Origin of the sequence: Photobacterium sp. WH24, assembly GCF_019204055.1 — a bacterium.
Taxonomy (GTDB): domain Bacteria; phylum Pseudomonadota; class Gammaproteobacteria; order Enterobacterales; family Vibrionaceae; genus Photobacterium; species Photobacterium arenosum.
This window is the reverse complement of sequence record NZ_JAGSOZ010000004.1, coordinates 171,833-198,198: the sequence shown is the minus strand read 5'-3', so window position 1 is coordinate 198,198 and position 26,366 is coordinate 171,833. Positions and strand designations below refer to the sequence as shown.

Sequence of the window (26,366 nt, the reverse complement as noted above, 5' to 3'; positions counted from 1 at the left end):
CCAGAGCTGGAACAAAAAGGACAAACTGAGATGACAATCGAAATTCTGGTTCCCGATTTACCTGAATCAGTAGCAGACGCAACTGTAGCCACCTGGCACAAGAAACCAGGTGATGCAGTAAGCCGTGATGAAGTTCTGGTAGATATCGAAACGGATAAAGTAGTGCTGGAAGTACCTGCACCTGAAGATGGCATTCTTGAAGCTATTTTCGAGGAAGAAGGTACCACAGTGCTGACCAAGCAGCTGCTGGGTAAAATCAAAGCAGGCGCGGTTGCCGGCGAACCAACTAAAGATACGACTGCCAGTGCGGAAGCGTCACCAACAAAACGTACTACTGCTTCTTTGGCTGAAGAGACCAATGATGCGCTGAGCCCGGCTGTACGCCGTCTTATCAGCGAGCACGGTATCGATGCATCGGCTGTGAAAGGTAGTGGTGTGGGTGGCCGTATCACTCGTGAAGACGTAGAAGCCTTCGTGAAAAATGGCAAGTCTGCATCTGCAGCTCCGGTTGCTGAAGCGAAAGTGGAAGCTCCTCTGGCCCATCGCAGTGAAAAGCGTGTCCCTATGACCCGTCTGCGTAAGCGTATTGCGGAGCGTCTGCTGGAAGCGAAGAACAGCACAGCGATGCTGACGACCTTCAATGAAGTGAACATGAAGCCAATCATGGACTTGCGTAAGCAGTACCAAGGCATCTTTGAAGAGCGTCATGGTATTCGTCTGGGCTTTATGTCTTTCTATGTCAAAGCGGTTGTTGAAGCGCTGAAGCGTTTCCCGGAAGTGAATGCGTCTATTGACGGTGATGATGTTGTTTACCACAACTTCTTCGATGTCAGTATTGCCGTATCAACCCCTCGTGGTCTGGTTACCCCGGTACTGCGTGATTGTGACAAGCTGAGCTTGGCTGAGATCGAAAAAGGTATCCGTGAACTGGCAATCAAGGGCCGTGACGGCAAGCTGACAGTTGATGAACTGACTGGCGGTAACTTCACTATCACCAACGGTGGTGTATTCGGCTCGCTGATGTCTACGCCAATTATCAACCCACCTCAGGGCGCTATTCTGGGTATGCATAAGATCCAGGACCGTCCAATGGCCGTTGATGGTAAGGTTGAAATCCTGCCTATGATGTACCTGGCGCTGTCTTATGACCACCGTCTGATTGACGGTAAAGAGTCGGTAGGCTACCTGGTAACCGTTAAAGAATTACTTGAAGACCCAACACGTCTGCTTCTGGACGTGTAACACTGCGCATAACGACCCGCCACTGTTCTGAGGTGGCGGTTGTTGAGCCAGATTGATTGACGAAGGAATACCCAAGAGTATTTCAATGGATATAACACGTCCCACAGGGATTAGAGAACGGATAGAACATAATGAATCTGCACGAATATCAGGCAAAACAACTTTTTGCTGAGTATGGCCTGCCAGTTCCTGAAGGCTATGCTTGTGATACCCCACAAGAGGCTGCTGAAGCAGCAGGTAAAATCGGCGGTGATAAGTGGGTCATCAAATGTCAGGTTCACGCTGGTGGCCGCGGTAAAGCGGGCGGCGTAGAACTGCATGACACCAAAGAAGGCCTTAAAGAATTTGCACAAAAGTGGCTGGGTAAAAACCTGGTGACTTATCAGACTGATGCAAACGGTCAGCCGGTAACCAAAATCCTGGTTGAAGAAGCCTCTAACATTGCAAACGAACTGTATCTGGGTGCTGTTGTAGACCGTGGTACTCGCCGTATCGTTTTCATGGCATCAACTGAAGGTGGTGTGGAAATTGAGAAAGTTGCCGAAGAAACCCCTGAGCTGATCCACAAAGCGGCTATCGATCCACTGGTTGGCCCACAGGCCTATCAGGGTCGTGAACTGGCATTTAAACTGGGCCTGAAAGGCGATCAGATCAAGCAGTTTGTGAAAATCTTCATGGGTCTGGGCCAGATGTTTGCTCAGTATGACCTGGCTCTGCTGGAGATTAACCCGCTTGTGATTACCGGTGAAGGTAACCTGCTGTGCCTGGACGGTAAAATCAACATCGATTCAAACGCCATGTACCGCCAGCCCAAACTGCGTGATATGCACGATGCTTCTCAGGAAGATGCACGTGAAGCACACGCAGCACAATGGGAGCTGAACTATGTTGCTCTGGACGGTAACGTTGGCTGTATGGTGAACGGTGCGGGTCTGGCCATGGGTACCATGGACATTGTAAACCTGCACGGCGGCAAGCCGGCAAACTTCCTGGATGTTGGTGGCGGTGCGACCAAAGAGCGCGTTGCAGAAGCATTCAAGATCATCCTGTCTGACGATAATGTTAAAGCCGTACTGGTTAACATCTTCGGTGGTATCGTTCGTTGCGACATGATTGCAGAAGGTATCATCGGCGCGGTTAAAGAAGTTGGCGTGACTGTACCGGTTGTGGTTCGTCTGGAAGGTACTAACGCTGACCTGGGTCGCGAAGTACTGGCCAAGTCAGGTCTGGATATCATTGCAGCTGAGTCGCTAACCGACGCAGCTCAGAAAGTTGTTGCTGCTGCGGAGGGCAAATAAGAATGTCTGTACTAATTAATAAAGACACTAAAGTTATCTGCCAGGGTTTCACTGGCGGTCAGGGTACTTTCCACTCTGAGCAGGCAATTGCATACGGTACGCAAATGGTTGGCGGTGTGTCACCAGGTAAAGGCGGTACAACACACCTGGATTTGCCAGTGTTCAACACTGTGCGCGAAGCCGTAGAAGCAACAGGTGCAACAGCTTCTGTTATCTACGTTCCGGCACCATTTTGTAAAGATGCCATTCTGGAAGCGATTGATGCGGGTATCAAACTGATCGTTACCATCACTGAGGGTATCCCGACAACAGATATGATCGACGTGAAAGTGAAGCTGGAAGAAACCGGTGTTCGCATGATTGGTCCTAACTGCCCGGGTGTGATCACGCCTGATGAATGTAAGATCGGCATCATGCCTGGTCATATTCACAAGAAAGGTAAAGTGGGTATTGTTTCTCGTTCAGGAACCCTGACTTATGAAGCAGTAAAACAAACCACAGATGAAGGCTTCGGCCAGTCGACTTGTGTAGGTATTGGCGGTGACCCGATTCCAGGGTCAAACTTCATTGATATCCTGAAATTGTTCCAGGAAGACCCTGAGACTGAAGCAATCGTGATGATTGGTGAAATCGGTGGTACTGCGGAAGAAGAAGCAGCAGCATTTATCAAAGAGAATGTCACTAAACCGGTTGTTTCTTATATTGCGGGTGTGACTGCTCCTCCAGGTAAGCGTATGGGCCATGCCGGTGCAATTATTTCTGGTGGTAAAGGTACTGCGGAAGATAAGTTCGCAGCACTGGAATCTGCGGGCGTTAAAACCGTTAAAAGCCTGGCAGAGATCGGTAAAGCACTGAGAGAAGTTACTGGCTGGTAATAGACAAGTCAGACTACGACTGCAACAAGAAGCCCGTTATTGACGGGCTTTTTTTGATCTCAGCTCGTGTATTAGTTTTACCAGGCGTAAAGCCTTACTTGGCTGTTGAGTGAGGTGCATTAAACAAAAAAAAGCCCGGCGTGATTGCGCCGGGCTTTTGTTAATGTATTACACGTATCCGCTTAGTATTTGAAGCGGGTAGTCAGTAACAGTTGATCGCCGTAAACATCGTTAAAACGACCTTCAGCGCCGATTGAAAACAGCTCAGTGGCGTGGAAACGGCCATAAACAGAACCGAATGTTTCTTCGATTTTATGGACGTTAATGTGGCCGAGCTTGGCACCTACTTCAAGTTGCGGGCCTAACCATTGACGAACACCCAGGTTGATTTCCATACCTGTTTTGCCTGTGCTGTCGTTAAACTCGTCTTTGTTCTTGATGTTGCGCGCTTTAAGCTCACCCGTCAGATCAGCCCAGTTGTTAATAGGTGCATGGAAGCCAACACCTAAGGCAAGATCCCAGTCGCTTTCGAATTCAGAATCGATGCTACCGGTTAAATGTGCATTCGGGTGGATAGATTTGCTGAAACCTGCACCATAGGTTAATGGGCTCAGGCCAATTCGCACTTCTGTATAGTCGTAGCTGAAGTTGCTCATAGTATTAGCTGAATTAGCTTGAGCTGCTGAAGCCAATGATAGTAGCAGGGCACCAGCGATAAACGATTTACGCATGAATCTTCATCCAAAGAACAAAAAATGAATTGGAGCATTTTAATCAACTCGTCCCTGCAATAACAGGTTGGCCTTAGATTAAGTGCCGTATTACGGGGACAATAGAGTAAAAATGCAGCAAAAATCACATAATTGTGATCATTGACAAATTTTTAATAAGCTATTTTATCACAATAATGGATAGAACATTTTTATTGTATTAATTCGTTGCCAGATTTTGTCCCTTGCGCAAAATGATTGAGATTCGAGAGCGTGGTGTCGGCGATGTTGGCCAGCGCTTCTTCCGTTAAGAAGGCCTGATGACCGGTGAACAGCACATTGTGGCAGGAAGATAAACGACGAAAAACGTCATCCTGAATAATGTCGTTGGACTTATCCTCAAAGAATAAATCTTTTTCATTTTCGTAGACATCCACTCCGAGTGAGCCGATTTTCTGGCTTTTGAGTGCTTCAATCGCATCTTTCGAGTTAAGCAGCTCACCACGGCTGGTATTAATGATCATGACACCGTCGCGCATCTTGCTAAAAGAACGCGCGTCCAACATGTGGTAATTCTCTTTGCTCATCGGGCAGTGCAGGGTAATGACATCCGATTGGCGGTAAATCTCGTCCAGCGAGGTGTAAGTCGCCCCCAAATTTATCGCTTCCGGGTTTTCATAAGGATCGTGGGCCAGAATGGTCATGCCCAGGCCTTTCAGGATGTGCATGGTGGCGATACCTATCCGGCCGGTGCCGATAACCCCGACGGTTTTGCCATAAAAGTTAAAACCCGTCAGGCCATCCAATGAAAAGTTGGCATCCCGTGTGCGTTGGTATGCACGGTGAATTTTACGGTTAAGACTCAGCATTAACCCAACAGTATGTTCTGCGATGGCTTGCGGAGAGTAAGCGGGAACCCGAACAATTTGCAGACCGTACATTTTGGCGGCATCTACATCCACTTTATCAAATCCGGCACAGCGCATGGCAATGGCACGCACTCCCAGAATAGATAAAGCTTCAATCACGGGTTTGCTCAGGTCGTCGTTCACAAATGCGCAGACAACATCATAGCCGTGGGCCAGTTTCGCGGTTTGCAGGTTGAGTTGAATATCGAAGAAACTCAGTTGGTGGCCAAAAAGCTGATTGCTTTTATTGAAAGAAATTTGATCGTATTTTTTGGCGCTGAACACGGCAACTTTCATTACTGCACTCCTTGAATCTGAAATTGCGATCACTTTCCCACAGTGCGCACCGGCTGACAAGCAGATTAATCACCCGTGCTCAGTGATAAAAGTCATTGATCCATAGAGCAAAGATGGTGTTTGTAATACACTCATTGCATTCATTACGAAATAATCATTGGAAAGAAACATGTTAGGAAAAATAGGAGCTGTTGCAGGTGCGGTAGCAGTGGTGTTGTGCTGGCCTCTGGCAGTCGGTCAGATTGGCGAACGTATTTATCAGGACACTGTGGGGGAATACAACAGCCCTTATGTTTCTGTCACCACTGAGCGCTATGACCGTGGATATCTGACCTCTCATGCTGTGTCGAAAATTGCGCTGAAGTCCAGTTGGAAAGAGATTTTCGCAGAGCAGGACTGGCCGACTGAATGGCATATTGCACATGAGATTCATCATGGTGTATTTGGGGTTACTTCCAACAGTACGCTGGTGGTTGATGATAAGGTCGCCTCTCAGGTTGAAGCCTGGTGGGGCAGTGATGCGGTGCCATTAACCTTAACTACGCGCACTGCACTGACAAGAAAAACAGATCTTGATTTAACCCTGAATCCTTTTGTCTATAACGATCAGGATGGTAATGCCTTTCAGTCTGAGCCGCTGACGTTTACCGGCACTGTCTCTGCTGATGGAAACGGCACTTTCAGTTATGCGCTGAAAGACGCGTTATTACAGACTGTGGCAGATGAAAGCATGCAGGTATCTGGTGTGACAGGTGGCGGGGATGGCCGCTGGGACGGACGTTTCTGGATTGGCAACCAGCAACTGCAGATAAGCAAACTGGCGTTTGCCAATCATCAGACTCAAGAGTCTGTGGATCTGGATACCATTAAGGTAGCGTCACTCAATAGTCTGTCAGAAGGTAAAGCGGCGACAGAGGGTAGTCCGGCAGTCAGTGCCCAGTTAACAAACAGCAACCAGCTCAGCATCGCGTCTCTGACCAGTCTGGACGGCAAGCAATACCAGAGATTCAATGTCGATTTGCTGTTGTCTGATCTCGATTATGACGCGGTAACCCGGCTCAGTGCGCTGGGTGATCAGCTGGACGGCGAATTATCCCCGGCTCAGGTTCAGGATATGGCGTTAGCGCTGGATCTGCTGGTTGCCAAAGGGCTGACCGTGAACCTGAAAGATATCAGTGTGGCAGCACCGGAAGGGCTAATAAAAGGCCATGTTCGTCTTACTGTGCAGCCTGGCTTGGCGCGCGCGTCGCAGAATCTGGCACAAATTACCAGCAAACTTGATGGTGATATGTATTTTGAGTTCCCGTCCGAGTTGCTGACATGGACTGAAGGGCTGGAACCTCAGACCGACAGGCTGGTTAAAAGCGGTGTGCTGACGATTAAAGAAGACAGGGCATTTATTGCTCTGAAACTGGTGGGCGATAAGGTAATTCTGGGTAATGGCGATCAATTACCCCTGGCTATGTTTATGATGTTGCTCCTTTCTTAAGCACGCATCATAGGTAACGGCAATGAATAAAATAGAACCTATCAATTTAGACATTTTGCTGAAATCGACGACACTTAAGGTATCGGCGCAGGGATAAGCACTCAGATTGACACACTCTGAATCTGCCTGCGGTTATATAAGAAAAATTTCAGGGGGATACATGGAGTCGATTAAAGTCAGAGATTATATGAATACCCGACCGGTAACCTTTGAAGCAGGTATGTCGTTGTCTAAAGCGTTGGACAAGATGCTGTCATCCAAGCAGATTGGCGGGCCTGTTGTTGATGAGTACCGCAGAGTGGTGGGCTTTGTGTCTGAACAGGATTTTATTCAGAAGTTACTGAAAGTCGGTTATCACTGCCAGGATACCCACACAGTGGGTGATGTCATGCGTACGGATGTGCTGACAGTCAACCCGGAGACCAGCATTATTACTCTTGCTGAAACCATGTCCGGGCAAAAACCTAAGCTGTATCCGGTTGTGGAAGGCGGGAGACTGGTTGGTATTATTACCCGCCGCAATGTGCTTTCCGCTATCAGTGATCAAATTGGTGATTGCTTTAAGCACCCGGTTTAATGCTGTTTGTACAGGCGCTGCTGCGCCTGTATTTTTGAGCTCTGTATTCATCCATTCACTCAATGATTGAGATCTGTATTTATCGCTTGACCTTGGAGGTAACTCCAAGGTTTATATTTATCCAGAAGCTTACTTTGACTGAATAAGGAATAACAGTATGTGTCATCAATGCCATAATAAAAAACCGCACATCCATACCATCAAGCCTGCCAGTACCGGCAGCAGTGTATGTGTCGAACAAGGCGCAATGGCTGTCTCTGCTGCCGGTGGTGTGTCCGCTTCTGTGACAGCAGGTTGCTGTGAAGGATCGTGCGACTCAGGAGGCAGTGAAGAGAGCGACCCCGCCAGGCGGCGAGTTTTATTGTCAACACAGCCCCATGGCGATAAGGCTGCTGCCCTGTCCGGTATCCGGCAAATTACCCCCCATACGACGCCGTCAGGCTCCGCTGCCACTCATTCCTATGAGTCGGATAATCCAAACACCTTTCATCAGGCATCGCCGGCAAAGGGTGCAGCCCCTCAGCAAAGTACTGAACCAACTGCCGTTGCGCGTTTTAGCTGGCAAGTGCAGGGCATGGATTGTCCGAGCTGTGCTGCAAAGCTGGAAAAAGCTATTCTTGCTATCGACGGTGTCGAGCAGGCATCGGTGATCTTTTCCACAGAGAAGTTGGTGGTCGCCGGAACGTCATCGCGCATGGTGTCTGAGGTGGAGGCCGCCGCCAAAGCAACGGGCTTCCCATTGCGTCGGCCGCAGCAGAGTAAAGATGTCCCTGCTCCGGGGTTCATGCAGACTTATGGCATGCTCGCGCTGACAGCCGCCCTGGTTTTAGTGTCTTATTTAATATCCACTCAGTCTGACACGTTGGGGTTGATTGCTTTTTCAGCCACCACGCTGGTGGGCTTGACCCCGATTATTGGTAAAGCCATCAAACTGGCTAAAAACGGCTCGCCGTTTTCAATTGAAACCCTGATGAGCGTGGCTGCTGTTGGCGCGCTCTATCTGGGCGAAACGGCCGAAGCGGCGATGGTGTTATTGCTGTTTCTCATTGGTGAACAACTGGAAGGCTATGCGTCTGCCCGTGCCCGCAGCGGGGTAAAAGCTCTTATGGCGCTGGTGCCGGAGACAGCGATGCGTGTCGACACCAACGGCCAGGTACGCGAAGTGGCGGCTGATCAGCTCCGTCCCGGCGATGTTATTGAAGTGGCACCGGGTGCCCGGCTGCCCGCTGATGCCATATTGCTTGATAAGGCAGCCAGCTTTGATGAAAGTGCCTTAACCGGTGAATCAGTGCCTGTAGAGCGCTTTGCGGGAGAGCGAATTCTTGCCGGCTCACTGTCGGCCGATCATCTGGTGCGGGTCAAAGTCGAGTCTGAACAGGGTGAAAATGCCATCGACCGTATACTGCACCTGATTGAAAACGCAGAAGCCAGTAAAGCACCGATAGAACGTTTTATTGATCGTTTCAGCCGCTGGTACACCCCTGCGATGATTGCTCTGGCGACGCTGATTGTGTTGGTTCCGACTGTGTTGTTTGGCCTGTCCTGGGATGAATGGCTGTATAAAGGACTGACATTACTGCTGATTGCCTGCCCATGTGCTCTGGTGATCTCAACCCCGGCGGCTATTACCTCGGGACTGGCGGCAGCGGCGCGTCGCGGAGCCCTGATTAAAGGCGGTGCGGCACTGGAGCAATTGGGCCAGACGCAGGTGGTCGCGTTTGATAAGACAGGCACCTTAACCCAGGGTAAACCGCGGGTAACGGATGTGCTCGTCTGGCAAGGCGATGAAACAAGGCTGCTTAGCGAAGCCGCCGCAATAGAAACCGGATCGCTGCATCCGCTGGCGCAGGCTGTGATCGAAAAAGCCCGCCAGCAGGGTTTGGCGGTGCCGCATGCTGAAAACCGCAAAGCGCTGCCTGGCCGCGGGATACAGGGTGTGGTTGCTGGTACTGTCATCCACCTTCTCGCCACAGATCGTCTTGATGATCCCGGCCGGATAACCCAATCCCAGCAGGCTGACATCGACAACCTGAGCGATGAAGGAAAAACCCTGGTAGTGGTGCTACGCGATAACGTGCCGGTCGGACTGATCGCCTGGCGGGATAATCTGCGTGAAGATGCCCTGGTGGCGGTCGACAGGCTCAAAACGTTAGGCATTCGCAGTGTGATGTTAACCGGTGATAACTTGCGGGCTGCCAAGGCAATCGCTTCTGAGGTTGGTGTCGATTTTCGGGCCAGCCTGTTGCCCGAAGATAAAGTCACTGAAGTCGCTCAGTGGAGCCGTGACTATAAAGTGGCTATGGTGGGCGACGGCATTAATGATGCGCCGGCGATGAAAATGGCCAGTGTCGGCATTGCAATGGGAAGCGGCACGGACGTGGCACTGGAAACTGCCGATGCCGCACTGACCCATAATCGCCTGAATGAATTACCTGACATGATTGCTTTGTCGCGAATGACGCTGGCCAATATTCGTCAGAACATCAGCCTGGCCCTGGGCTTGAAGCTGATCTTTCTGCTTACCACCTTGCTGGGCTGGACAGGGCTTTGGGTTGCCGTACTGGCAGACAGCGGTGCCACAGCCCTGGTGACTGTGAATGCGCTGCGATTGCTGCGGTTTAAGCCAGATGCGTAATTTGCCGCGAGTTCAGCGCTCCGGCTGAGACCGGGCTACAATCAGAAGGCTTAAGCGCTGGCTTGAGCCTTTTCTTTGTGCAGAGCCTTAATAAGGCAACATAGAACATTGATTGCTCACGTTAAGACCAGGAGCAGGGCTGATGCTTTCCATCTGGTTCAAGCGCATTGGTTACGGGTAAAGTGAATCGCGTTGCACATTAGTGTGATCGTTGATCTGTTTTAATGAATCCGTTGCATTTGCATGTGTCTTTAATGTGATGTTAATCACCAATATGGTGGCAGTGATGAGCTATGGTTAGCGGGTATTCGAGAGTTCAAGTTGTTGAATAAGATCCCATAATAGGCCGCCACAAAGCAGGCCACACAATGAAGGATAGAATTATGTCTGAGACCGCGGTATTCCATCTGGGTGTTACTAAAGCTGATCTTCAGGGCGCTGAAATTGCTATTATTCCCGGTGACCCGGCACGCGTTGAAAAAATTGCCAACCTGATGGATGAGCCTGAGTTTTTGAACAGTGCCCGTGAGTACACGCTGTATCGTGCAAAGCTGGATGGTAAATCCGTTGTAGTATGTTCGACCGGTATCGGTGGCCCATCCACCTCAATTGCTGTTGAAGAGCTGGCTCAACTGGGTGTGCGTACTTTCCTGCGTGTTGGTACGACAGGTGCAATTCAGCCGCATATCAACGTGGGTGACATGATAGTGACCACTGGCTCTGTGCGCCTGGACGGTGCCAGCCTGCACTTTGCGCCAATGGAATTCCCGGCAGTGGCTGATTTCGACGTGGCGACTGCGATGAAAGAAGCGTGCGATGCGGAAGACACAGGAGTGCACACAGGTGTGACGGCTTCCAGTGATACTTTCTATCCGGGACAGGAGCGCTACGACACGTTCTCTGGCCGCGTTGTCCGTCGTTTCCAGGGTTCGATGAAAGAATGGCAGGACATGGGTGTGCTGAATTTTGAAATGGAATCGGCCACCTTACTGACCATGTGTGCTAGCTCGGGTCTGCGTGCCGGCTGTGTGGCGGGTGTGATTATCAACCGTACTCAGAAAGAGACGCCTGATCACACGACGCTGAAAGAAACAGAAGCACGTGCTATCCGTGTTGTTGTTGACGCAGCTCGTCGTATGCTGAACAAGTAATCAGTTACCGGACATAAAAAAACCGATGCCAGATGCATCGGTTTTTTTTACCGCACAAAAGTGATTACAGCAGTCGGTTGGCCTGGCCGCCGGCAGCTTTGAACCAGGTATGCAGGTGTTGCTCCAGCTCACCCAGCTGTTCAGGGCCGATAATCGCCAGCCCTAAATCTTCAGCCCGTATCAGATCATGGTGACGAAGAGGGCGGAAACTCACCAGCATGGCACGTGCCTGCAGGCCACCTAACAAATCTCGCAGGGATTCCAGTTTGTACAGGGTATCGTCGCCATCATCCCGCATGCCTTTGGTTTTACACTCAATGATATGCAGCTTGTTATTAACGACAGTCGCCACATCAAGCTCATTGCGTACTTCCCGATCGCCAATCTGACGATACACCTGAACGCCCAGTGAATGATCCTGTATGGTAGGCAGCTTGCTTTGAATGGCTCTTACGGTACTGTGAACCAGGTTCTCCAGCCATTCACCGTTGGCAAAGCGTCGGGCTTCTTCGTGTTTGAACGTCAGAATGCCATTGTCATAGTGTGCCAGGCCAGTTTCCTGCAGATCGTTGATCAGCAGAGCCAGTTCTTTGTATCCCTGCTGTTTGTCACTCAACTCGACATCCAGTTTCTGTTCTTTGCGGCACGTTGTCGCCAGATAATTCAGAGTGGCCAGCCCGGGGCCAAGTTCCAGCGCTGAGCTTGCCCAGCGTTGCCCCAGATCCCAGAGCTGCTGATTGAGGGCTTCCGGTACACTTGTTTCGGGCAACTCGGCACGCGCGCCGAAGATAGTCAGGTAATCGGTGAGCTGGATGCGGTCTTCAACCTGCTGTTGCTCCCGGCCGGCGGGATACAGCCAGCACATCTCATCACTGTAGGGCTCAATGACATAAATCGGCCATTGGTAGCTCCTGAACACCTCATAGGCAGACAGCAGGCGGTGGCGAAGGCCGCAACTGGCATTGAACCAAACTTCACTGTTTGACTCTTTCAAACGGGTTGCCAGTTCATTCAGTCGCTGGCGAAGGGTTGTAATATTGATGGAGTCGGGAATGGTGAAAAATTCAGTCTCAATATCGCGGGGTATCAGTATCGAACTCAGGCGGCCATAGGTTTCTTGCTGCGCTTCTGTACCGATAAAAATCATCTTTCCGGCTGGGACACCGTGGTCTAAAAGGGAAGTGATCAGCCTGACCGGGTCCTGATCGATAATGCCAACATGAGTAATCATAATTATCCTTTTGTACTTCGGCTGATACCGGCAAAGAACAGAAAGCCAGAAACGGCCGACACCAGAAAGTGAGTAAGTATTTATTTTATATGGGTGCATGGAAAACTTATTTCAAGCACTTAAAGAAAGTATCGGATATCTCCGCCGTTTTTGTTGGGGGATTGTCAATTTGGTGCATTTTTTGTGTGAGGGGATGTTGCGGTATAAAGGCATTGCATTTGTCTCTAAGACTGTGACAATACAGCATTTATGCAGGCTGTGAACCTGAAGCCCTTCCCCGGGGACGTATTGAACTGAGGGCGCTATGACACCAAAACAGGCACAAAAACTGACTATTCTTGATATCGCTAAACTGGCCGGGGTGGGTAAATCAACCGTCTCCAGAGTGCTGACACACGATCCGCGAGTGAAACCGGCGACACGAGAAAAAGTGGAGCAGGTGATCCGGGAATCCGGCTATGTGCCGTCTAAGTCAGCCCAATCAATGCGTGGTGGTAACAGCAGGGTCATTGGTATTCTTGTTTCGCGGCTGGATTCGCCGTCAGAAAATAAAGCGGTGCGCGGTATTCTGGAAGTCATCTACGCGGCTGATTATGACGCCGTTATCATGGAAAGCCAGTTCTGTACCGATAAAACCCGCGAGCACATCGCGGTGCTGGAAAAGCGTAATGTCGACGGGGTCATCGTATTTGGTTTCTCCGGGTTTGATTGCGCTATTTTAGACAGCTTTACACAACGTGCCGTTGTGATTGCTGTTGATACCGATTCTGTCTCATCTGTCAGTTACGACAACAAGGGCATGATTTCCCTGGCGATGGCTCAGTTCACCGGCAAGGGCCTCAAACATATCAGCTATATGGGGGTTGATCCTGCTGACCGGACAACAGGGCAATTGCGTCTGGACGCTTATCTGGAAGCCTGTGCGCAACAGCACATTGAGCCTTGTTATCAAACCGGCGAGCTCAGTTATGACAGTGCTTACACATTAACAGACGCTGTGCTTTCCACGCAGACCCAGGCTATTGTCTGTGCCAGTGATACCCTGGCGATGGGGGTGGCAAAAAGACTGCAGGAGCTAAACCGGACCGACGTTCTGGTGTCTGGTGTCGGGGCGACAGATTTGCTGCAGTTTATGTTTCCCAACACCTTCAGTGTCGATCCCGGATATTTTGACGCGGGTCAGCGCGCCGCCAATCTGCTGTTACAGCACCTTCGCCAGAGTGCGGATGTCACCCATCTGGTGCAGCGTTCCTGTCTGCCATTCTGATTGTGTGCCTGAGCGTTCAGGCACATACTCCTCCGTTTACCGTCTATTCTGAATAAAATGACACGCTTCGTGAGCTGAAACACAAAATGGGAACATTCCCATTTGCAATGTTTTCTATCGGGTTCATCATTGGGGTTGTTGGTTGGGAACATTCCCAAAAATGTAAAAACAATAACAATACCCTGTGTACCTTACGACTTAGACGGATATTGGCATGAGTAAAATAGATAAGCAGCAGATAGAGCAGCTGGTCGCCAGAATAGGCGGCGAGGCAAACATCGTCAGTGTCAGCCACTGCCTGACCCGGTTGCGTTTTGTATTGAAAGACCCGAAAGCGGCGAGTGTGCCCGATCTGGAAGCCATTGCTATGGTGAAAGGTTGTTTTACCAACGCCGGGCAATTTCAGGTGGTGATTGGCACCGAAGTTGACCAGGTGTATAAGCAGCTCAATGCAATGTTAGGTGACAAAGCGGTCAGTAAAGATGAGGCAAAAGTCGCCGCCCGCCAGAATATGAGCTTGCTTGAGCGCGGTATCTCTCACCTGGCCGAAATCTTTGTTCCCCTGTTACCTGCCATTATCACCGGCGGTCTGATCCTCGGTTTCAGAAATGTCATCGGCGATATTGCGATGTTTGATGGCCAAACTCTCACCCAGATCAGCCCGTTCTGGGCGCAGGTGCATGCCTTTTTATGGCTGATTGGTGAAGCAATTTTCTTCTTCCTGCCTGTAGGTGTGTGCTGGTCAACCGTGAAAAAACTGGGCGGCACACCTATTTTGGGCATAGTACTGGGGATAACCCTGGTCTCGCCACAATTGATGAATGCTTATCTGATCGGTAAGCAAGTGCCGGAAGTGTGGGATTTCGGCTGGTTTGTGATTGAGAAAGTGGGCTATCAGGCTCAGGTGATCCCCGCCATGCTGGCCGGTATTGCGTTAGCCTTTATTGAAACCAATCTCAGACGCATTATCCCGGATTATTTGTACCTGGTTATCGTTCCTTTCATTTCGCTGGTAACGGCGGTTGTCCTGGCTCATGCCCTGATAGGTCCGTTCGGACGCATGCTGGGCGATGGTGTGGCGTATGTCGCGAAAGCGGCCATGACAGGGGATTTTGCGATTCTCGGGGCCGTGTTATTTGGCTTCCTGTACGCCCCGCTGGTAATTACCGGTATTCACCACACTACCAACGCCGTGGATTTGCAGCTGATGCAGGACATGGGCGGAACGCCTATCTGGCCTTTGATTGCGCTGTCTAATATTGCTCAGGCATCTGCCGTGGTCGGCATTATCATCATCAGCAAGAAAGAAAATGAGCGTGAGATTTCCGTACCTGCCGCGATTTCAGCTTACCTGGGGGTGACAGAGCCGGCCATGTACGGGATTAACCTCAAATATAAATTCCCTATGCTGAGTGCCATGACAGGTTCAGCACTGGCTGCAGCAATTTGCGGTGCCGCCGGTGTGATGGCCAACGGCATTGGGGTCGGTGGTTTGCCGGGTATTCTGTCTATTCAGCCCCAGCACTGGCTGATCTATCTGCTGGCGATGCTGGTGGCAATTGTGGTGCCGCTGGTGCTGACCATTGTGATGTACAAGCGTGCCGCTGCGAAAGGCAAGCTCGATCAGCAACCACAAGCCGCGTAACGGCAATCACTTTCAACGGCAGTGTTCCGGCTGCCGTTTTTTCTGTACAGGTTAAGCAACATGACTAAGACAGCTCAGCCCTGGTGGCGAACAGCGACGGTTTATCAAATTTACCCCAAGAGCTTTGCCGACAGCGGCAACAAAGGCACGGGCGATATTAAAGGCATTACGCAACGTCTGGATTACCTTCAGACGCTGGGAGTGGATGCAATCTGGCTGACCCCTGTCTACGCCTCGCCCATGATTGATAACGGTTACGATATTTCCGACTACTACAGTATCAATCCGGATTTCGGCACCATGGAAGATTTCGACCGTCTGCTGGATGCCGCCCGCCAGCGGGGAATCCGCATCATTATGGACATAGTGGTGAACCATACCTCGACTGAGCATATCTGGTTTCAGCAGGCACTGGCGGATAAGCACAGCCCGTATCGTGATTACTATATCTGGCACGATGCCGTGGATGGCGGCGAACCGAATAACTGGCAGTCAAAATTTGGCGGCAATGCCTGGCAGTGGCACGAACCGACACAGCAGTATTACCTGCACCTGTTTGCCAAAGAGCAGGCCGACCTGAACTGGGAAAACCCGCAAGTGCGTGAGGAAGTGAAACAGGTTATCCGTTTCTGGGCCGGGAAAGGGGTGGACGGTTTCCGTCTGGATGTCATCAATCTGATTTCCAAACAGCAGGACTTCCCGAACGACGACTCAGGCGACGGCCGGCGTTTTTATACCGACGGGCCGAAAGTGCACCAATACCTTCAGGAGATCAGTGCGGATGTGTTTCAGCAGTATGGTTCGGTCACTGTGGGGGAAATGTCCTCGACCACACTGGAACATTGCCAGCTGTATTCAGCCAAGGACGGCACAGAGCTGTCTATGGTGTTTAACTTCCACCACCTGAAAGTCGACTATCCGAATGGCGAAAAGTGGAAACTGGCGCCGATGGATTTTCTGGCACTGAAACAGCTGTTCCGCCACTGGCAGCAGGGCTTGCATGATAAGGGCTGGGGCGCGTTATTCTGGTGTAACCATGACCAGCCTCGGGTGGTGAGCCGGTTCGGGGATGATGGTGTATACCGTGAACTGTCAGCCAAAATGCTCGCCACGTCACTGCATATGATGCAGGGTACCCCTTATGTATATCAGGGCGAAGAGCTGGGCATGACCAACCCTGGGTTCTCGGATATCGCTCAGTATCGTGATGTGGAAAGCATCAATATGTACCGGATTCTGACTCAGGCGCAGGGGATCAGCGAGCGGGATACGCTGGCGATTCTGGCCGAGCGCTCGCGGGACAATTCCCGCACCCCGATGCAGTGGGACAGCCGTCCTCATGCCGGCTTTACCCAAGGGACCCCCTGGATTGACGTTGCTGCGAACTTCCCGGCTATCAATGCGGAGCAGGCGGTGGCCGATCCGGATTCCGTGTTCCACTATTACCGGCAGCTGATTGCATTGCGTAAGAAAATCGCTGTGATAGCAGACGGCGATTACACGGATTTATTACCGGACGATCAGGCTCTGCATGTGTATCGCAGGCAGTGCGATGGTCAGGTACTGATCTGCCTGAATAACTACAGTGCAGACAGAGTAGCGTTTGATTTGAGCTGTTTGTCTGATCTGCCTGTCAGCCGGGGGGAAACCTTGCTGGCGAACTATAACGATGAGCAAGCCGGTGAGATCAGCCTGACCGGAAGGCTGCGGCCTTTTGAAAGCCGGATCTGGTTATTTACCTGAATCCGCAGTCACCATAAAGGAATGGCCTCACTGGGAACAGGAGGCCATTTTTCATTGTATTGCTAAACCAGCGCCTCTGGCGGTGGTGCTTGTTACATCTGCGGCAACTGAGAAAGCAGCAGCCAGATGGCCAGTACGATGAAGATGCAACCCATGAACTTATTCTGGTTAGCCCGGAAGGCCGGGTTATTCAGTAATGGCCGTCCAAGGGTGCCCGCCAGCACGACCAGCAGCAGATTAAACGTCAGCCCCATAATGTTCAGCAGTAAACCCAGCGCCAGCATCTGCTCACCTGAGCTGGCTTCAATCTGGCCGGAGACAAACTGAGGCAGAAACAGCACAAAGAAAATCAAGGCCTTCGGGTTAAGCAGATTGCTGACGACAGCGCGGCGATACAGCGCCCGGGCCAGTCCATTTTGCCTGCCAACGGCGGGAGAGTCAGCCGGAGTGCTGCGCAGACAGTCCCAGCCCATCTTTAACAGGTACGCACCGCCCAGAAAACGCAGTGCCTCCAGTGCCAGGGGATTCATGGCGATGAGCGCAGAGACCCCCATCGCAGCCAGTACGGTCAGTACCAGTCCGGACGTGGCATTGCCCAGGCTGGCAAACAGGCCGACGCGTTTGCCATAACTCAGGCTGGAGCTGGCGATAAGCAGCATATCCGGACCGGGTACCAGCAACAGGGCAATCACCGCGGTGAGGTATAAGGGCAGTGTAGTGAAATCAATCATTGTCTGTGAATGTGAATCAGGAAAGTAAGAAGGACGGGATTCTATACTATCTCAGACGTAAATGAAGAAAATATACGCCTGAGATGGTGTGATTGACTGATTTTTTATCAGTAAAAAGGACTGATTATCTGGTTTTATGTGCTACCACAATGTCGCTGGCCTGCTGCGTTCTGGCGGCCAGTTTATTGGCCAGTGAATACAGCTCCGGCATCATGCGCTGAATAAGAAACAACTGCTGCAGGATCAGGCGTACTGACTGATCATCCCCTTCTCGCCAGGTTGTCAGTGCTTGCTCTAGGCTGCTGTCTGATTCCGGCGGCGGCGCACATTGTTTGTCGGCCAGTTGCTGGGCCAGCGTATCGAGCTGAATATGGATCTGACTGTGAGCCTGCGCAATTAACTTGTGCGTTTTGTGCTCATCGATCTGCGTGCGGTGGGCACCTAAGGTCGAGATGTAGTTCAGCATCGCATGATTTAAGGTAAGAAAACGAAAGCACTCTTCAATAGCCAGCCGGTAACGGCCCGGCTCTGCCAGCATATTGCTGATAGCGGTACTGAGCTGAGCGTCGGTATTGTGGGCTTCGCGGCGGGCAACACGGTAGCTCAGGCTGTCCTTTTTGCCGATCCTGTATTGCCCGATGATCTGTGCCAGATAATCGCGGTTGGTGGTGACCGCGGCCGCCATGATTTTATGTAAACGGCGCGACTGCCAGTCCGGCAGAATAAAGACCACAGCCAGTACGGCCAGCAGACAGCCCAGTAAGGTATCACCCAAACGGGGCAGCACCACTGCAAAACCGGCCCCTAGCTGATTAAAACAAAACAGCACCAGCAGCGTGATAAACCCTGTCGCCAGGGTGTATTTGTGGTTACGGAGCACGAAAAAGGCCACCCCCGCCAGTACCATCAAGACCAGTTGGCCTTCCTGACCGGGAAACAGGTACAGCAGCGGCAGACCGACGAGCAGGCCACCAAGCGTGCCGATGATCCTCTGCGTCAGTTTCTGGCGTGTGGCGCTGAAATTAGGCTGACAGACAAACAGTGTGGTGAGCAGAATCCAGTATCCGTGCTGTAAGTCCAGCACATGAATCACGCCGTAGCCTATCGTCAAAGCCGTGGCGATACGTACCGCATGGCGAAACAGCTGGCTGTCGGTATGCAGCTGGCTTTTCACCCGTAGCCATAAACCGGAGACAGTATGGGCTTCTGAATCGGCCAGTTCAGTATCTTCCTGCGCTTCAGCCACGTCAGGATTATTCAGGTTGGCGAGCTGACGTTCAATAGTCGCAAGGTTGTTGAACAGATAGTCCAGTTGTGTCAGGAAGGCGCGCCATTCGGGATTATTCTGTGATTTAAGAAAGCTGAGGGACTCTTTCAGCTCGTCCAGCGCCAGACTGTTATTCAGGCTGTGCCGGTAGTAATTGCCCATTGCCAGGCTGCTGCTGATATTACGGCATGCCGTTGCCTGCTGCTGCATCAGATCCTGAAAACGAAACAATATGTCACTGCGGCGAAATGTCGCTGCCAGATCCTGATAGCGCTGGTGAGAGGAGCTGATACGTTCGTGAATATCCTGCGCATGGAAATACAGGCTGAGAAAGCGATGGCCTCGCTGGTTGTGTTGTACCCGTTTAACCCGGTTCAGCAGCGTCTGTTTGGCCTGATTGAGTGCCGACACCACTCTGGCATTGCTGGCTGCAGCCTGAATACGCAGTTGCTGCGGATCAAGGCTGTCGACCGGGCGGAACCAGCGGCTTTTATCATCCAGATAATCGGCCAGGGCAGTAAAGACACTGGCCAGGCTGTGTTGTACTGCCTGATTCGGCCAAAGCATCTGCCACAATAGCGATAGCAAGCCATAGCCAATGGCACCGCTCAGCAACAAGGCGGGCTGAAACCATAAATTCTGGCTGCTCTCGGCACCCAGCATGGTGTAGATAGCCAGCAGCAGAGAAGCAAAGGCGATGCTGGCATACCGGGTGCCCATTGCGCCCAGCATTATGAAGCCAAAGCTGGATGAGAACAGCCCGATGGCAAAAAGCGCCGGGTAATCGAACAGTAGCTCAACCGATAGCGAGGCTATCAGGAAACACAGCAAGGTCATTGTCAGGGCTTTCAGCCTGCCTGTCAGGTTGTCATCGGTTTCCGCCAGTGCGGCTGCGATGATCCCCAGCACCAGTGGTGTGACAGCCGTGGTTGCATTCAGATACCAGCAGGGTACGACAGCGCCTATCAAAGCTAATGCGACGCGGGCACTGAGGTGAAGGCGGTCTTTTGCCCAGTAACGTCGGAAAGTGGTCTGCAGAGAAAATTTTGTCATCGGGTATCCGGTCGGAGCTGATCATAAACAGGGTTGTTCATTGAAGCAGCGGGCATTTTTGTCTCAAATTTTACGTAAATAAAGCGCTTACCGCTATGGTCTGTGCGCAGTTCTTGATAATCTTCTCGCTGAGTGAATCAAGGTGTCAGGTAACACAATGCGATTAACGGCCAATTGGCTCGCACAATGGTTAGTGCAGGGCGATTATTGCAGTATTGAGCTGGATGAAGAACAGGTTGTTCTGGAAAGCCTGCAAAACAGTGAAGTCCTGTCATTTGATGACTGGGACGGTTCAGTGACGCTACACCGCGGGGTGTTGTGGGGCGCGATGGAACTGACCTCGGCAGATCAGACGGCAAGCTGGACTGTGCATGGCTTGCCCTGGGCGGAGTGTAAAGCTTTCGCCAGCCATCTGGTGGACACTTACCGCCAATGGGCGAAAGGGCGGGTGGAAAAGCTCGATGCCCATCTGCCGCAGATGCTGTCACGCATCGACGCCTTTATTACCCAGCCTGGCTATAAACGCCGCTCGGCTCACCTGAATCTGCAATCTTCCCTGCATAACGCGCTGTCAGAGGCCGGTTTGACGGATGAGCTGGCCGCTTCTTTTCGTCCCATGGCTTTTGAGCAGATATCCCCCTGGCTCGACGATAATGCGCAATGGGTGACAGACACCAATGCCGCCTGGATGCAGGAAGAAACCGAGAAGTGGTCGTCTTGGTTCGACCGGATTGAATCGTCACCGCTTAATGACTCTCAGCGGCAGGCCGTACTGCTGAATCAGGACCATAACCTGATACTGGCCGGGGCCGGATCAGGCAAAACCAGTGTGCTGGTGGCCCGGGCCGGTTATCTGCTGGCGAGCCAGCAAGCCCAGCCGGACGATATTCTGATGTTAGCCTTTGGCCGCAAAGCGGCGGATGAAATGAGCGAGCGCCTGAAAGACAAAGTCGGCAGGGAGATCCGGGTTGCGACTTTCCACAGCCTGGGCTGCCAGATTATTCAGGCAGTTGAAGGTGAATTACCGGGTGTGTCGCCGTTAGTGCAGGATGAGCATGCCCGCAATGAGTGGCTGTCTGCCCTGCTTAAAGATCAGTGGCAAAACGACACGGCGGCCAAGCGCTGGCAGAAACACCTGACCCAGTGGCGTATACCGGGTTTTCGTGGCGACAATTCCATTGAAGAGCAGGCACGCAGTGAACCTTTGCTGAACTGGGTGTGGCGTCATATTGAACTGATGGGCCAGCAGGGCGGTAACAAAGCCGTATTGTCAGCCTTGGTCGACAGTGCCATGGGCACGGGTGATAAAGCTCAGATGAAAAGCGAGCTGGCCTTGCTGTGGCCGTGTTACAAAGTGTACAGCCAGTACCTGAAAGCCAATCGCCAGATTGATTTTAACACCATGATTCAGACGGCCACTGAGTATGTCAGACAAGGCAAATTCATTCCGCAGTGGCGTTTTGTCATGGTGGATGAGTATCAGGATATTTCGCCTCACCGGCTGGCACTGATCGATGCCATCTGCCAGACACCGGTGACAGATAACTTAGCGCCAAGTTTGTATACCGTTGGGGATGACTGGCAGGCGATATACCGCTTTGCCGGTGCCGATGTCAATCTGACCACTGGGTTTGAGCAGCGTTTTGGCGCCAGTCATGTCATGGAACTCGACACCACCTATCGTTTCAACAACATGATTGGTGAAGTGGCTAATATGTTTATTCAGCAAAATCCGCAGCAGTTGAAAAAGTCGCTGACCAGTGTGAAAAAGCAGAAGCGAAAAGCGGTGACATTACTGGCGCAGGATCTGCTGGAACAGGAGCTGGTGCAGCTTGCTTCTAAAGTGAAAAAAGAAGCCAGCGTGTTACTGCTGGGACGCAATCATGATCAGCGACCTGAAAAGCTGGCCGACTGGCAGAGCCGGTGGCCTCAGCTTAACCTGCAGTTCATGACCTGCCATGCCAGTAAAGGACGCGAAGCCGATTTCGTGTTTGTGCTCAATGTGAACCGCGGTGTGTTTCCGGCTCAGGATCGGGACAGGGGGCTGCTGGCTTGTCTGCAGTCAGGTGGTAATGAAGGTATTGCCGATGCAGAAGAACGCCGTTTGTTTTATGTCGCGATGACAAGGGCGAAAGAGCATGTCTGGATCTGCGCCAACCCGGAAACCCTCTCACCATTTGTGAATGAACTGATTGAAGACAGGTATCAGGTCAATAATAAGATTAAAAAAATGAAAAGTTGATACGGCTCTTCACTCGTATTTTAATCCAGTACCACCACCAGTTTACCGCTGTGCTGCTGCCTGTGCAGCAGCACCAGCCCTTCCTTCAATTGCTCAAAAGAGAACAGCTTATCTATCATGGGATCCAGTTTTCCTTCGGCAATCAGGTTGCTCATACTGTTCCCCATATCAGACAGATGATGGATATCCTCGGGTGCACCGTGAGCATAGGTGCCATGCAGCGCCACTTCATGCATGCTGAGTGCTTTTGTCGTCGCCAGTAAGGGGACCTGATTGAATTGATCAGCCACCATCACTATCTGGCCGTTGAAGCGGATCAGCGCACTCATGATGCTGCCTGAACGGGCAGAAACGCAGTCAATGACAGCATGCAGCAGCTTATCTTCGGTGAATTCAATGATTTTCATGGCGACATTGTCATTATCCGAATCAATGACGGCATCGACGCCATAGCTGAGTAATCTGGCGTGATGCCTTTCAGCAGCAATGGCATACACAGTGGCCCCGGCCAGTTTGGCTAACTGGGCTGCAAAACCGCCTACACCCCCGCCAGCGCCTGTAATCGCAACTCGCTGCCCCGGCTTCAGCCTGAGTTTATCGTACACAGCCAGCCAGGCACTGTAACCGGCAGAAGGTAAAGCCGCCGCCTGTTCAACACTGACTCTTTCAGGCAGCCGGCTGACGGCGCCCGTTTTGCAGCAGACATACTCAGCAAAGCCTCCGCAATGACGCGGGTCGAGAAAGGTAAACACTCTGTCTCCCGGCTTAAACTGCCGCACTTTCACCCCGACAGATTCAATGGTGCCTGCTATGTCCATACCTACAATTTGCGGGTAATGCCAGGTGGCGTATCCCCAGTCGGCCAGCTTGTAATCAATCGGGTTAAGGCCCATCGCGGCCACTTTGATACAGATTTCTTCCGCTCCGGGTTTGGGGCGGGTGGTACGTGTCAGCTGCAGGCTGTCCAGTCCGTTGGGTTCAGTCAGAGTCCATGCTTTCATAAGCCACCATGAGGGTAACAGATTGTTTTTGGTATTGATTTAAAGCATATACCTAAACGCATGGCTTTGCTGGCGGGAAAAGCGGGAAAGAATGTGGAAATCTGAGTCGCAGTCTGGCAGGAGGTCCCCGTCTGTGCGGGGACGATAGGTTGAAGCGGGGTGTGACAGTTGCTTGAGTGTTGTTTTTACGACAGTTCGAGAGCTGATACAGGGCTTCTTAAGACAGGCGCTCGGCCAGGTAAGCGTCATAGTCCGGAATTTCTATCGATACCGCTTCTTCCATCATAGTGGACGCTATCATGAAATTGGCACTGGCACGGTTGGTGGCAACCGGGATATTCCAGACCGCGGCTATCCGGAGCAGGGCTTTTACGTCCGGGTCATGGGGCACGGCATTCAGCGGATCCCAGAAGAAAATCATCATGTCGATTTTGCCTTCGCAAATCAACGCACCCAACTGCTGATCGCCCCCCATAGGGCCGCTCAGTAAACAATTGATCGGCAGGCCGGTTTGTTTGGAAAGCAGATGCCCGGTAGTACCTGTGGCATACAGGGTATGATTTTCCAGTTTACTTTTATGCTCATTGACCCAGCGCTGTAAGTGGCTTTTACAGTTATCGTGAGCCACCAGGGCAATGTGTTTCTGGGCTTGCATCTGTCGGGTAGTGGCGTGCATGTGTTACTCCGTTAAGTCGGCATAATCTCCGTATAACCAGATACTAAGCTTGCTGTTATTCGCTTGTCCAGTGAATATCCCATGTAAGAATAATACGCAGAGAAAGTTACTCGTTATGGTGAGTGATCAGTTGTTCAAATCGCTCGTGACCGTGCAGTGTTTCAAAATCATTCTCTTCTTTCGCCAGTTCACGTAAGAAAGCACTGCCCTGAATGGCCCGTTCAAGATCAGACACGGCCTGATCTTCTGCCCCCAGGCAAGCGTACGCACAGGCTCGTTGGTATAGGGCATTGGCATTGGTATTATCCACTTCCAGCACCCGGTTACAGATACTCAGTGCCCAGTGGAACTCACGGATCTCCATCGCCGCATCCGCTTTGTGAGTCAGCGCTTCCAGATCGCCCGGTCGCAGTTTGAGGATCTCATCGTACACTTCCATTTGCTGCTCGGCGGTTTGCGAGCTTTGTGCTCTGAGCCAGAGATTATGCACTTCATTGATAATCTCGATCTCTTTGTTGTTCTGCGCGATGATCCGGGTTTTACGTTTTAAATCCCGCTCCAGCATCTGGAATTTCTTCTCGTACTGATCCGTGATTTCTTTTAACTGCTGTTCGGCCATTTTCTTGGTATTGACCTTGATTTCTTTCAGCGATTGCCAGCCCACCAGCGCGATGAGCGAGGCAGCACCGGCGATCAGATAGAAAAAATAGGTGACTGTCACATTGGCATAATTGAGCGACTTGTCGGCCACGGCCAGTTCGCGATCGGTAAAAGAGAGGGTTAAGCGACGTTCCAGATCTTGCTGATCCTGGCGAAGCGATTTCATTTCATCAAGAATATACCTTTCCATTAGAGGCTTATCTAACACTGGCTGCTCCGAGTAGGGGGGCGCTTCTTCTGTGCCCTGCGCCACGGCGGGTATGGCGAAGAGCAGGCAGAAGACAGCGGCATACAGCAGTTTCAGCATAATGTTTTCCTTGTTAATGGGAATGTACGTGAAAGTTGTAACAAGCATAACCGATTGAGTTCACTATCTCTATGTAACGGGCCAAAACCTTGTGGTCGGTACACTTGCAGGTGTCTTCAGAGAGCTGGCTCAATTGAAAGCAGGAATGATGCGCAGAGAGGGAAGGCAAAGTGGTATACTCACAGCATTCTCAGTAATAACAGGTCGAGCACCGTGAGTCAGGATCAGGAAATAGAAGTTGAAGCACTTGGGATAGAAGTTTCTGTTCAACCCATCGAGTTATATAAAGTGCTGAAAATTGCCAATGCCGTCGGAGGTGGTGGCGAGGCCAAAATGGCGATCTCTGAAGGCTATGTCGCCGTGAATGGTGAAATTGAACTGCGTAAACGCTGTAAGATTTATGACGGCGACGTCATAGAGTTTAACAGTGAGTTTTATGTTGTGCTCTGTGATCAGCCAGTGACAGAAGCGGTCAGTGAGCCTGTTGCCAAACCTACAGCCGCGAAACCGAAAAAAGAACAGCAGGCGAGCCATAGCCCGGCTAAGTCGGGTAAAAAGCCGTCAGCTAAAAATCAGTCGGCGAGCAAAGCCGCTAAGAAGAAGGCCAATACAGGTAAGTCTGCAACGATTGGCAAAGATGCCGATCAACAGACCGGCCGCAAACGCCTGATGTTCTGAATAATGCCGACTGCAGTGACTGTTATCTCTTTGTGGTCAAAACCGATAGTTGCTGTTAGTCCCGCGCCGGTTCGGCGCTTTCAAGCCACGTCAAAATAAACGCCGCCACACTGGCAGGCTGGTTTAAATCCAGCACAGGAATCGGGTGAGTGTCGCCCGGTTCGCTGGTGGCTATCGCCACTATGCTGGTATCTTTGCGATACAGCAAAGGTTTGCCGTAATCCGGCCTGTGAATCTCAATTTTGGTGATTGGCTGGTCGCGAAACCCTTCTACCAGCACTATGTCCAGCCGACTGTGATCCAGCTGCTCCAGACAATCTTCCAGCGCCGGCTCACGATCTTCATCGTCCGGGTATTCAAAAAACAGAATGTGCCGATGCGGCGTTGCCAGCAAGAGCTGATCGCTGCCGGCATGGCGCAGACGATAGCTGTCTTTTCCCGGGGTATCCGGCTCAACATTATGATGACTGTGTTTCAGCAGACCAACACGCAATCCGTGTTGTTTTAAATACGGGATAACCTGCTCAATTAATGTGGTTTTTCCTGAGCCGCTGAAACCAGCGAAACCGATAACGGGTGCCATAGTCAGTCTTTGGTCTGTTAATGGAAGATTGGCACTAAAATAACATGATAGTCAGTGCCGACACAGTACCTTGGCCGGGACCCTGGCGTTTTGCTGTGTC

General features: G+C 51.4%; 21 protein-coding genes. 12 read left to right on the top strand and 9 right to left on the bottom strand.

The window, feature by feature from the left end:
• Window positions 1-30: 30 nt before the first annotated feature.
• The 3 genes from odhB to sucD all read left to right on the top strand — a co-directional run bounded on the left by odhB (window position 31) and on the right by sucD (window position 3,415).
• Entirely contained in the window at window positions 31-1,242 is a 1,212-nt protein-coding gene (gene odhB, locus KCG43_RS07120) for a 2-oxoglutarate dehydrogenase complex dihydrolipoyllysine-residue succinyltransferase (protein WP_192014850.1), read from the top strand.
• A gap of 131 nt (window positions 1,243-1,373) precedes the next feature.
• The gene (sucC, locus tag KCG43_RS07115; protein WP_218384119.1) at window positions 1,374-2,540 is read left to right on the top strand and encodes an ADP-forming succinate--CoA ligase subunit beta; all 1,167 of its coding nucleotides are present in this window, start codon (window positions 1,374-1,376) and stop codon (window positions 2,538-2,540) included.
• A 2-nt stretch (window positions 2,541-2,542) separates the two neighbouring features.
• Window positions 2,543-3,415 (top strand): succinate--CoA ligase subunit alpha, encoded by an 873-nt coding sequence (sucD, locus tag KCG43_RS07110; protein ID WP_218384116.1) that lies wholly within the window; start codon window positions 2,543-2,545, stop codon window positions 3,413-3,415.
• A 182-nt stretch (window positions 3,416-3,597) separates the two neighbouring features.
• On the opposite strand, the gene KCG43_RS07105 is transcribed toward sucD, so the two are convergent.
• Window positions 3,598-4,146 (bottom strand): hypothetical protein, encoded by a 549-nt coding sequence (locus KCG43_RS07105; protein ID WP_192014853.1) that lies wholly within the window; start codon window positions 4,144-4,146, stop codon window positions 3,598-3,600.
• Between the two features lie 191 nt (window positions 4,147-4,337).
• Window positions 4,338-5,330: a 2-hydroxyacid dehydrogenase gene (locus KCG43_RS07100; protein WP_218384114.1), complete on the bottom strand. Its 993-nt coding sequence runs from the start codon at window positions 5,328-5,330 to the stop codon at window positions 4,338-4,340.
• Between the two features lie 169 nt (window positions 5,331-5,499).
• Between KCG43_RS07100 and KCG43_RS07095 the strand changes: the two genes are divergently transcribed.
• The 4 genes from KCG43_RS07095 (at window position 5,500) to udp (ending at window position 11,182) form a co-directional block, all read left to right on the top strand.
• Window positions 5,500-6,819 (top strand): DUF945 family protein, encoded by a 1,320-nt coding sequence (locus KCG43_RS07095; protein ID WP_218384111.1) that lies wholly within the window; start codon window positions 5,500-5,502, stop codon window positions 6,817-6,819.
• Window positions 6,820-6,979: 160 nt separating this feature from the next.
• Window positions 6,980-7,396: a CBS domain-containing protein gene (locus KCG43_RS07090; RefSeq protein WP_192014856.1), complete on the top strand. Its 417-nt coding sequence runs from the start codon at window positions 6,980-6,982 to the stop codon at window positions 7,394-7,396.
• 157 nt (window positions 7,397-7,553) lie between these two features.
• Window positions 7,554-10,031 carry a zinc/cadmium/mercury/lead-transporting ATPase gene (locus KCG43_RS07085; RefSeq protein WP_218384109.1) on the top strand — a complete coding sequence of 826 codons (2,478 nt, stop codon included), beginning with the start codon at window positions 7,554-7,556 and terminating at the stop codon, window positions 10,029-10,031.
• A gap of 383 nt (window positions 10,032-10,414) precedes the next feature.
• Window positions 10,415-11,182 carry a uridine phosphorylase gene (gene udp / locus KCG43_RS07080; RefSeq protein WP_218384107.1) on the top strand — a complete coding sequence of 256 codons (768 nt, stop codon included), beginning with the start codon at window positions 10,415-10,417 and terminating at the stop codon, window positions 11,180-11,182.
• A 64-nt stretch (window positions 11,183-11,246) separates the two neighbouring features.
• On the opposite strand, the gene KCG43_RS07075 is transcribed toward udp, so the two are convergent.
• Complete coding sequence (locus tag KCG43_RS07075; protein ID WP_218384105.1) at window positions 11,247-12,413, bottom strand: Card1-like endonuclease domain-containing protein; 1,167 nt, start codon at window positions 12,411-12,413, stop codon at window positions 11,247-11,249.
• A gap of 304 nt (window positions 12,414-12,717) precedes the next feature.
• Between KCG43_RS07075 and treR the strand changes: the two genes are divergently transcribed.
• From treR to treC, 3 genes are all read left to right on the top strand, one after another.
• On the top strand, window positions 12,718-13,680 hold the full coding sequence (treR, locus tag KCG43_RS07070) for a trehalose operon repressor TreR (RefSeq protein WP_218384103.1): 963 nt from the start codon (window positions 12,718-12,720) through the stop codon (window positions 13,678-13,680).
• A 214-nt stretch (window positions 13,681-13,894) separates the two neighbouring features.
• A complete protein-coding gene (gene treB, locus KCG43_RS07065) occupies window positions 13,895-15,325 on the top strand; it encodes a PTS trehalose transporter subunit IIBC (RefSeq protein WP_218384101.1) in 1,431 nt (476 codons plus the stop codon).
• Between the two features lie 60 nt (window positions 15,326-15,385).
• Window positions 15,386-17,068 carry an alpha,alpha-phosphotrehalase gene (gene treC / locus KCG43_RS07060; RefSeq protein WP_218384099.1) on the top strand — a complete coding sequence of 561 codons (1,683 nt, stop codon included), beginning with the start codon at window positions 15,386-15,388 and terminating at the stop codon, window positions 17,066-17,068.
• A gap of 92 nt (window positions 17,069-17,160) precedes the next feature.
• Here treC and KCG43_RS07055 read toward each other — a convergent pair whose 3' ends face one another.
• Both KCG43_RS07055 and yccS read right to left on the bottom strand, forming a co-directional pair.
• Window positions 17,161-17,799, bottom strand: coding sequence for a LysE family translocator (locus KCG43_RS07055; protein ID WP_218384098.1), 639 nt, complete (start codon window positions 17,797-17,799; stop codon window positions 17,161-17,163).
• Between the two features lie 124 nt (window positions 17,800-17,923).
• Complete coding sequence (gene yccS, locus KCG43_RS07050; protein ID WP_218384097.1) at window positions 17,924-20,119, bottom strand: YccS family putative transporter; 2,196 nt, start codon at window positions 20,117-20,119, stop codon at window positions 17,924-17,926.
• Between the two features lie 157 nt (window positions 20,120-20,276).
• Between yccS and helD the strand changes: the two genes are divergently transcribed.
• Window positions 20,277-22,361, top strand: a complete 2,085-nt coding sequence (helD, locus tag KCG43_RS07045; RefSeq protein WP_218384096.1) for a DNA helicase IV — start codon at window positions 20,277-20,279, stop codon at window positions 22,359-22,361.
• A gap of 20 nt (window positions 22,362-22,381) precedes the next feature.
• Here helD and KCG43_RS07040 read toward each other — a convergent pair whose 3' ends face one another.
• From KCG43_RS07040 to KCG43_RS07030, 3 genes are all read right to left on the bottom strand, one after another.
• Window positions 22,382-23,362 (bottom strand): zinc-binding dehydrogenase, encoded by a 981-nt coding sequence (locus tag KCG43_RS07040; protein ID WP_218384095.1) that lies wholly within the window; start codon window positions 23,360-23,362, stop codon window positions 22,382-22,384.
• A 217-nt stretch (window positions 23,363-23,579) separates the two neighbouring features.
• Window positions 23,580-24,038 carry a methylglyoxal synthase gene (locus KCG43_RS07035; protein WP_218384094.1) on the bottom strand — a complete coding sequence of 153 codons (459 nt, stop codon included), beginning with the start codon at window positions 24,036-24,038 and terminating at the stop codon, window positions 23,580-23,582.
• A 106-nt stretch (window positions 24,039-24,144) separates the two neighbouring features.
• Window positions 24,145-25,005, bottom strand: a complete 861-nt coding sequence (locus KCG43_RS07030; protein WP_192014867.1) for a hypothetical protein — start codon at window positions 25,003-25,005, stop codon at window positions 24,145-24,147.
• A 213-nt stretch (window positions 25,006-25,218) separates the two neighbouring features.
• Between KCG43_RS07030 and KCG43_RS07025 the strand changes: the two genes are divergently transcribed.
• Complete coding sequence (locus tag KCG43_RS07025) at window positions 25,219-25,683, top strand: RNA-binding S4 domain-containing protein (protein ID WP_370630670.1); 465 nt, start codon at window positions 25,219-25,221, stop codon at window positions 25,681-25,683.
• Between the two features lie 55 nt (window positions 25,684-25,738).
• Here the strand turns inward: KCG43_RS07025 and mobB are convergent, their stop codons facing one another.
• A complete protein-coding gene (gene mobB / locus KCG43_RS07020; RefSeq protein ID WP_218384093.1) occupies window positions 25,739-26,266 on the bottom strand; it encodes a molybdopterin-guanine dinucleotide biosynthesis protein B in 528 nt (175 codons plus the stop codon).
• Window positions 26,267-26,366 lie beyond the last annotated feature (100 nt).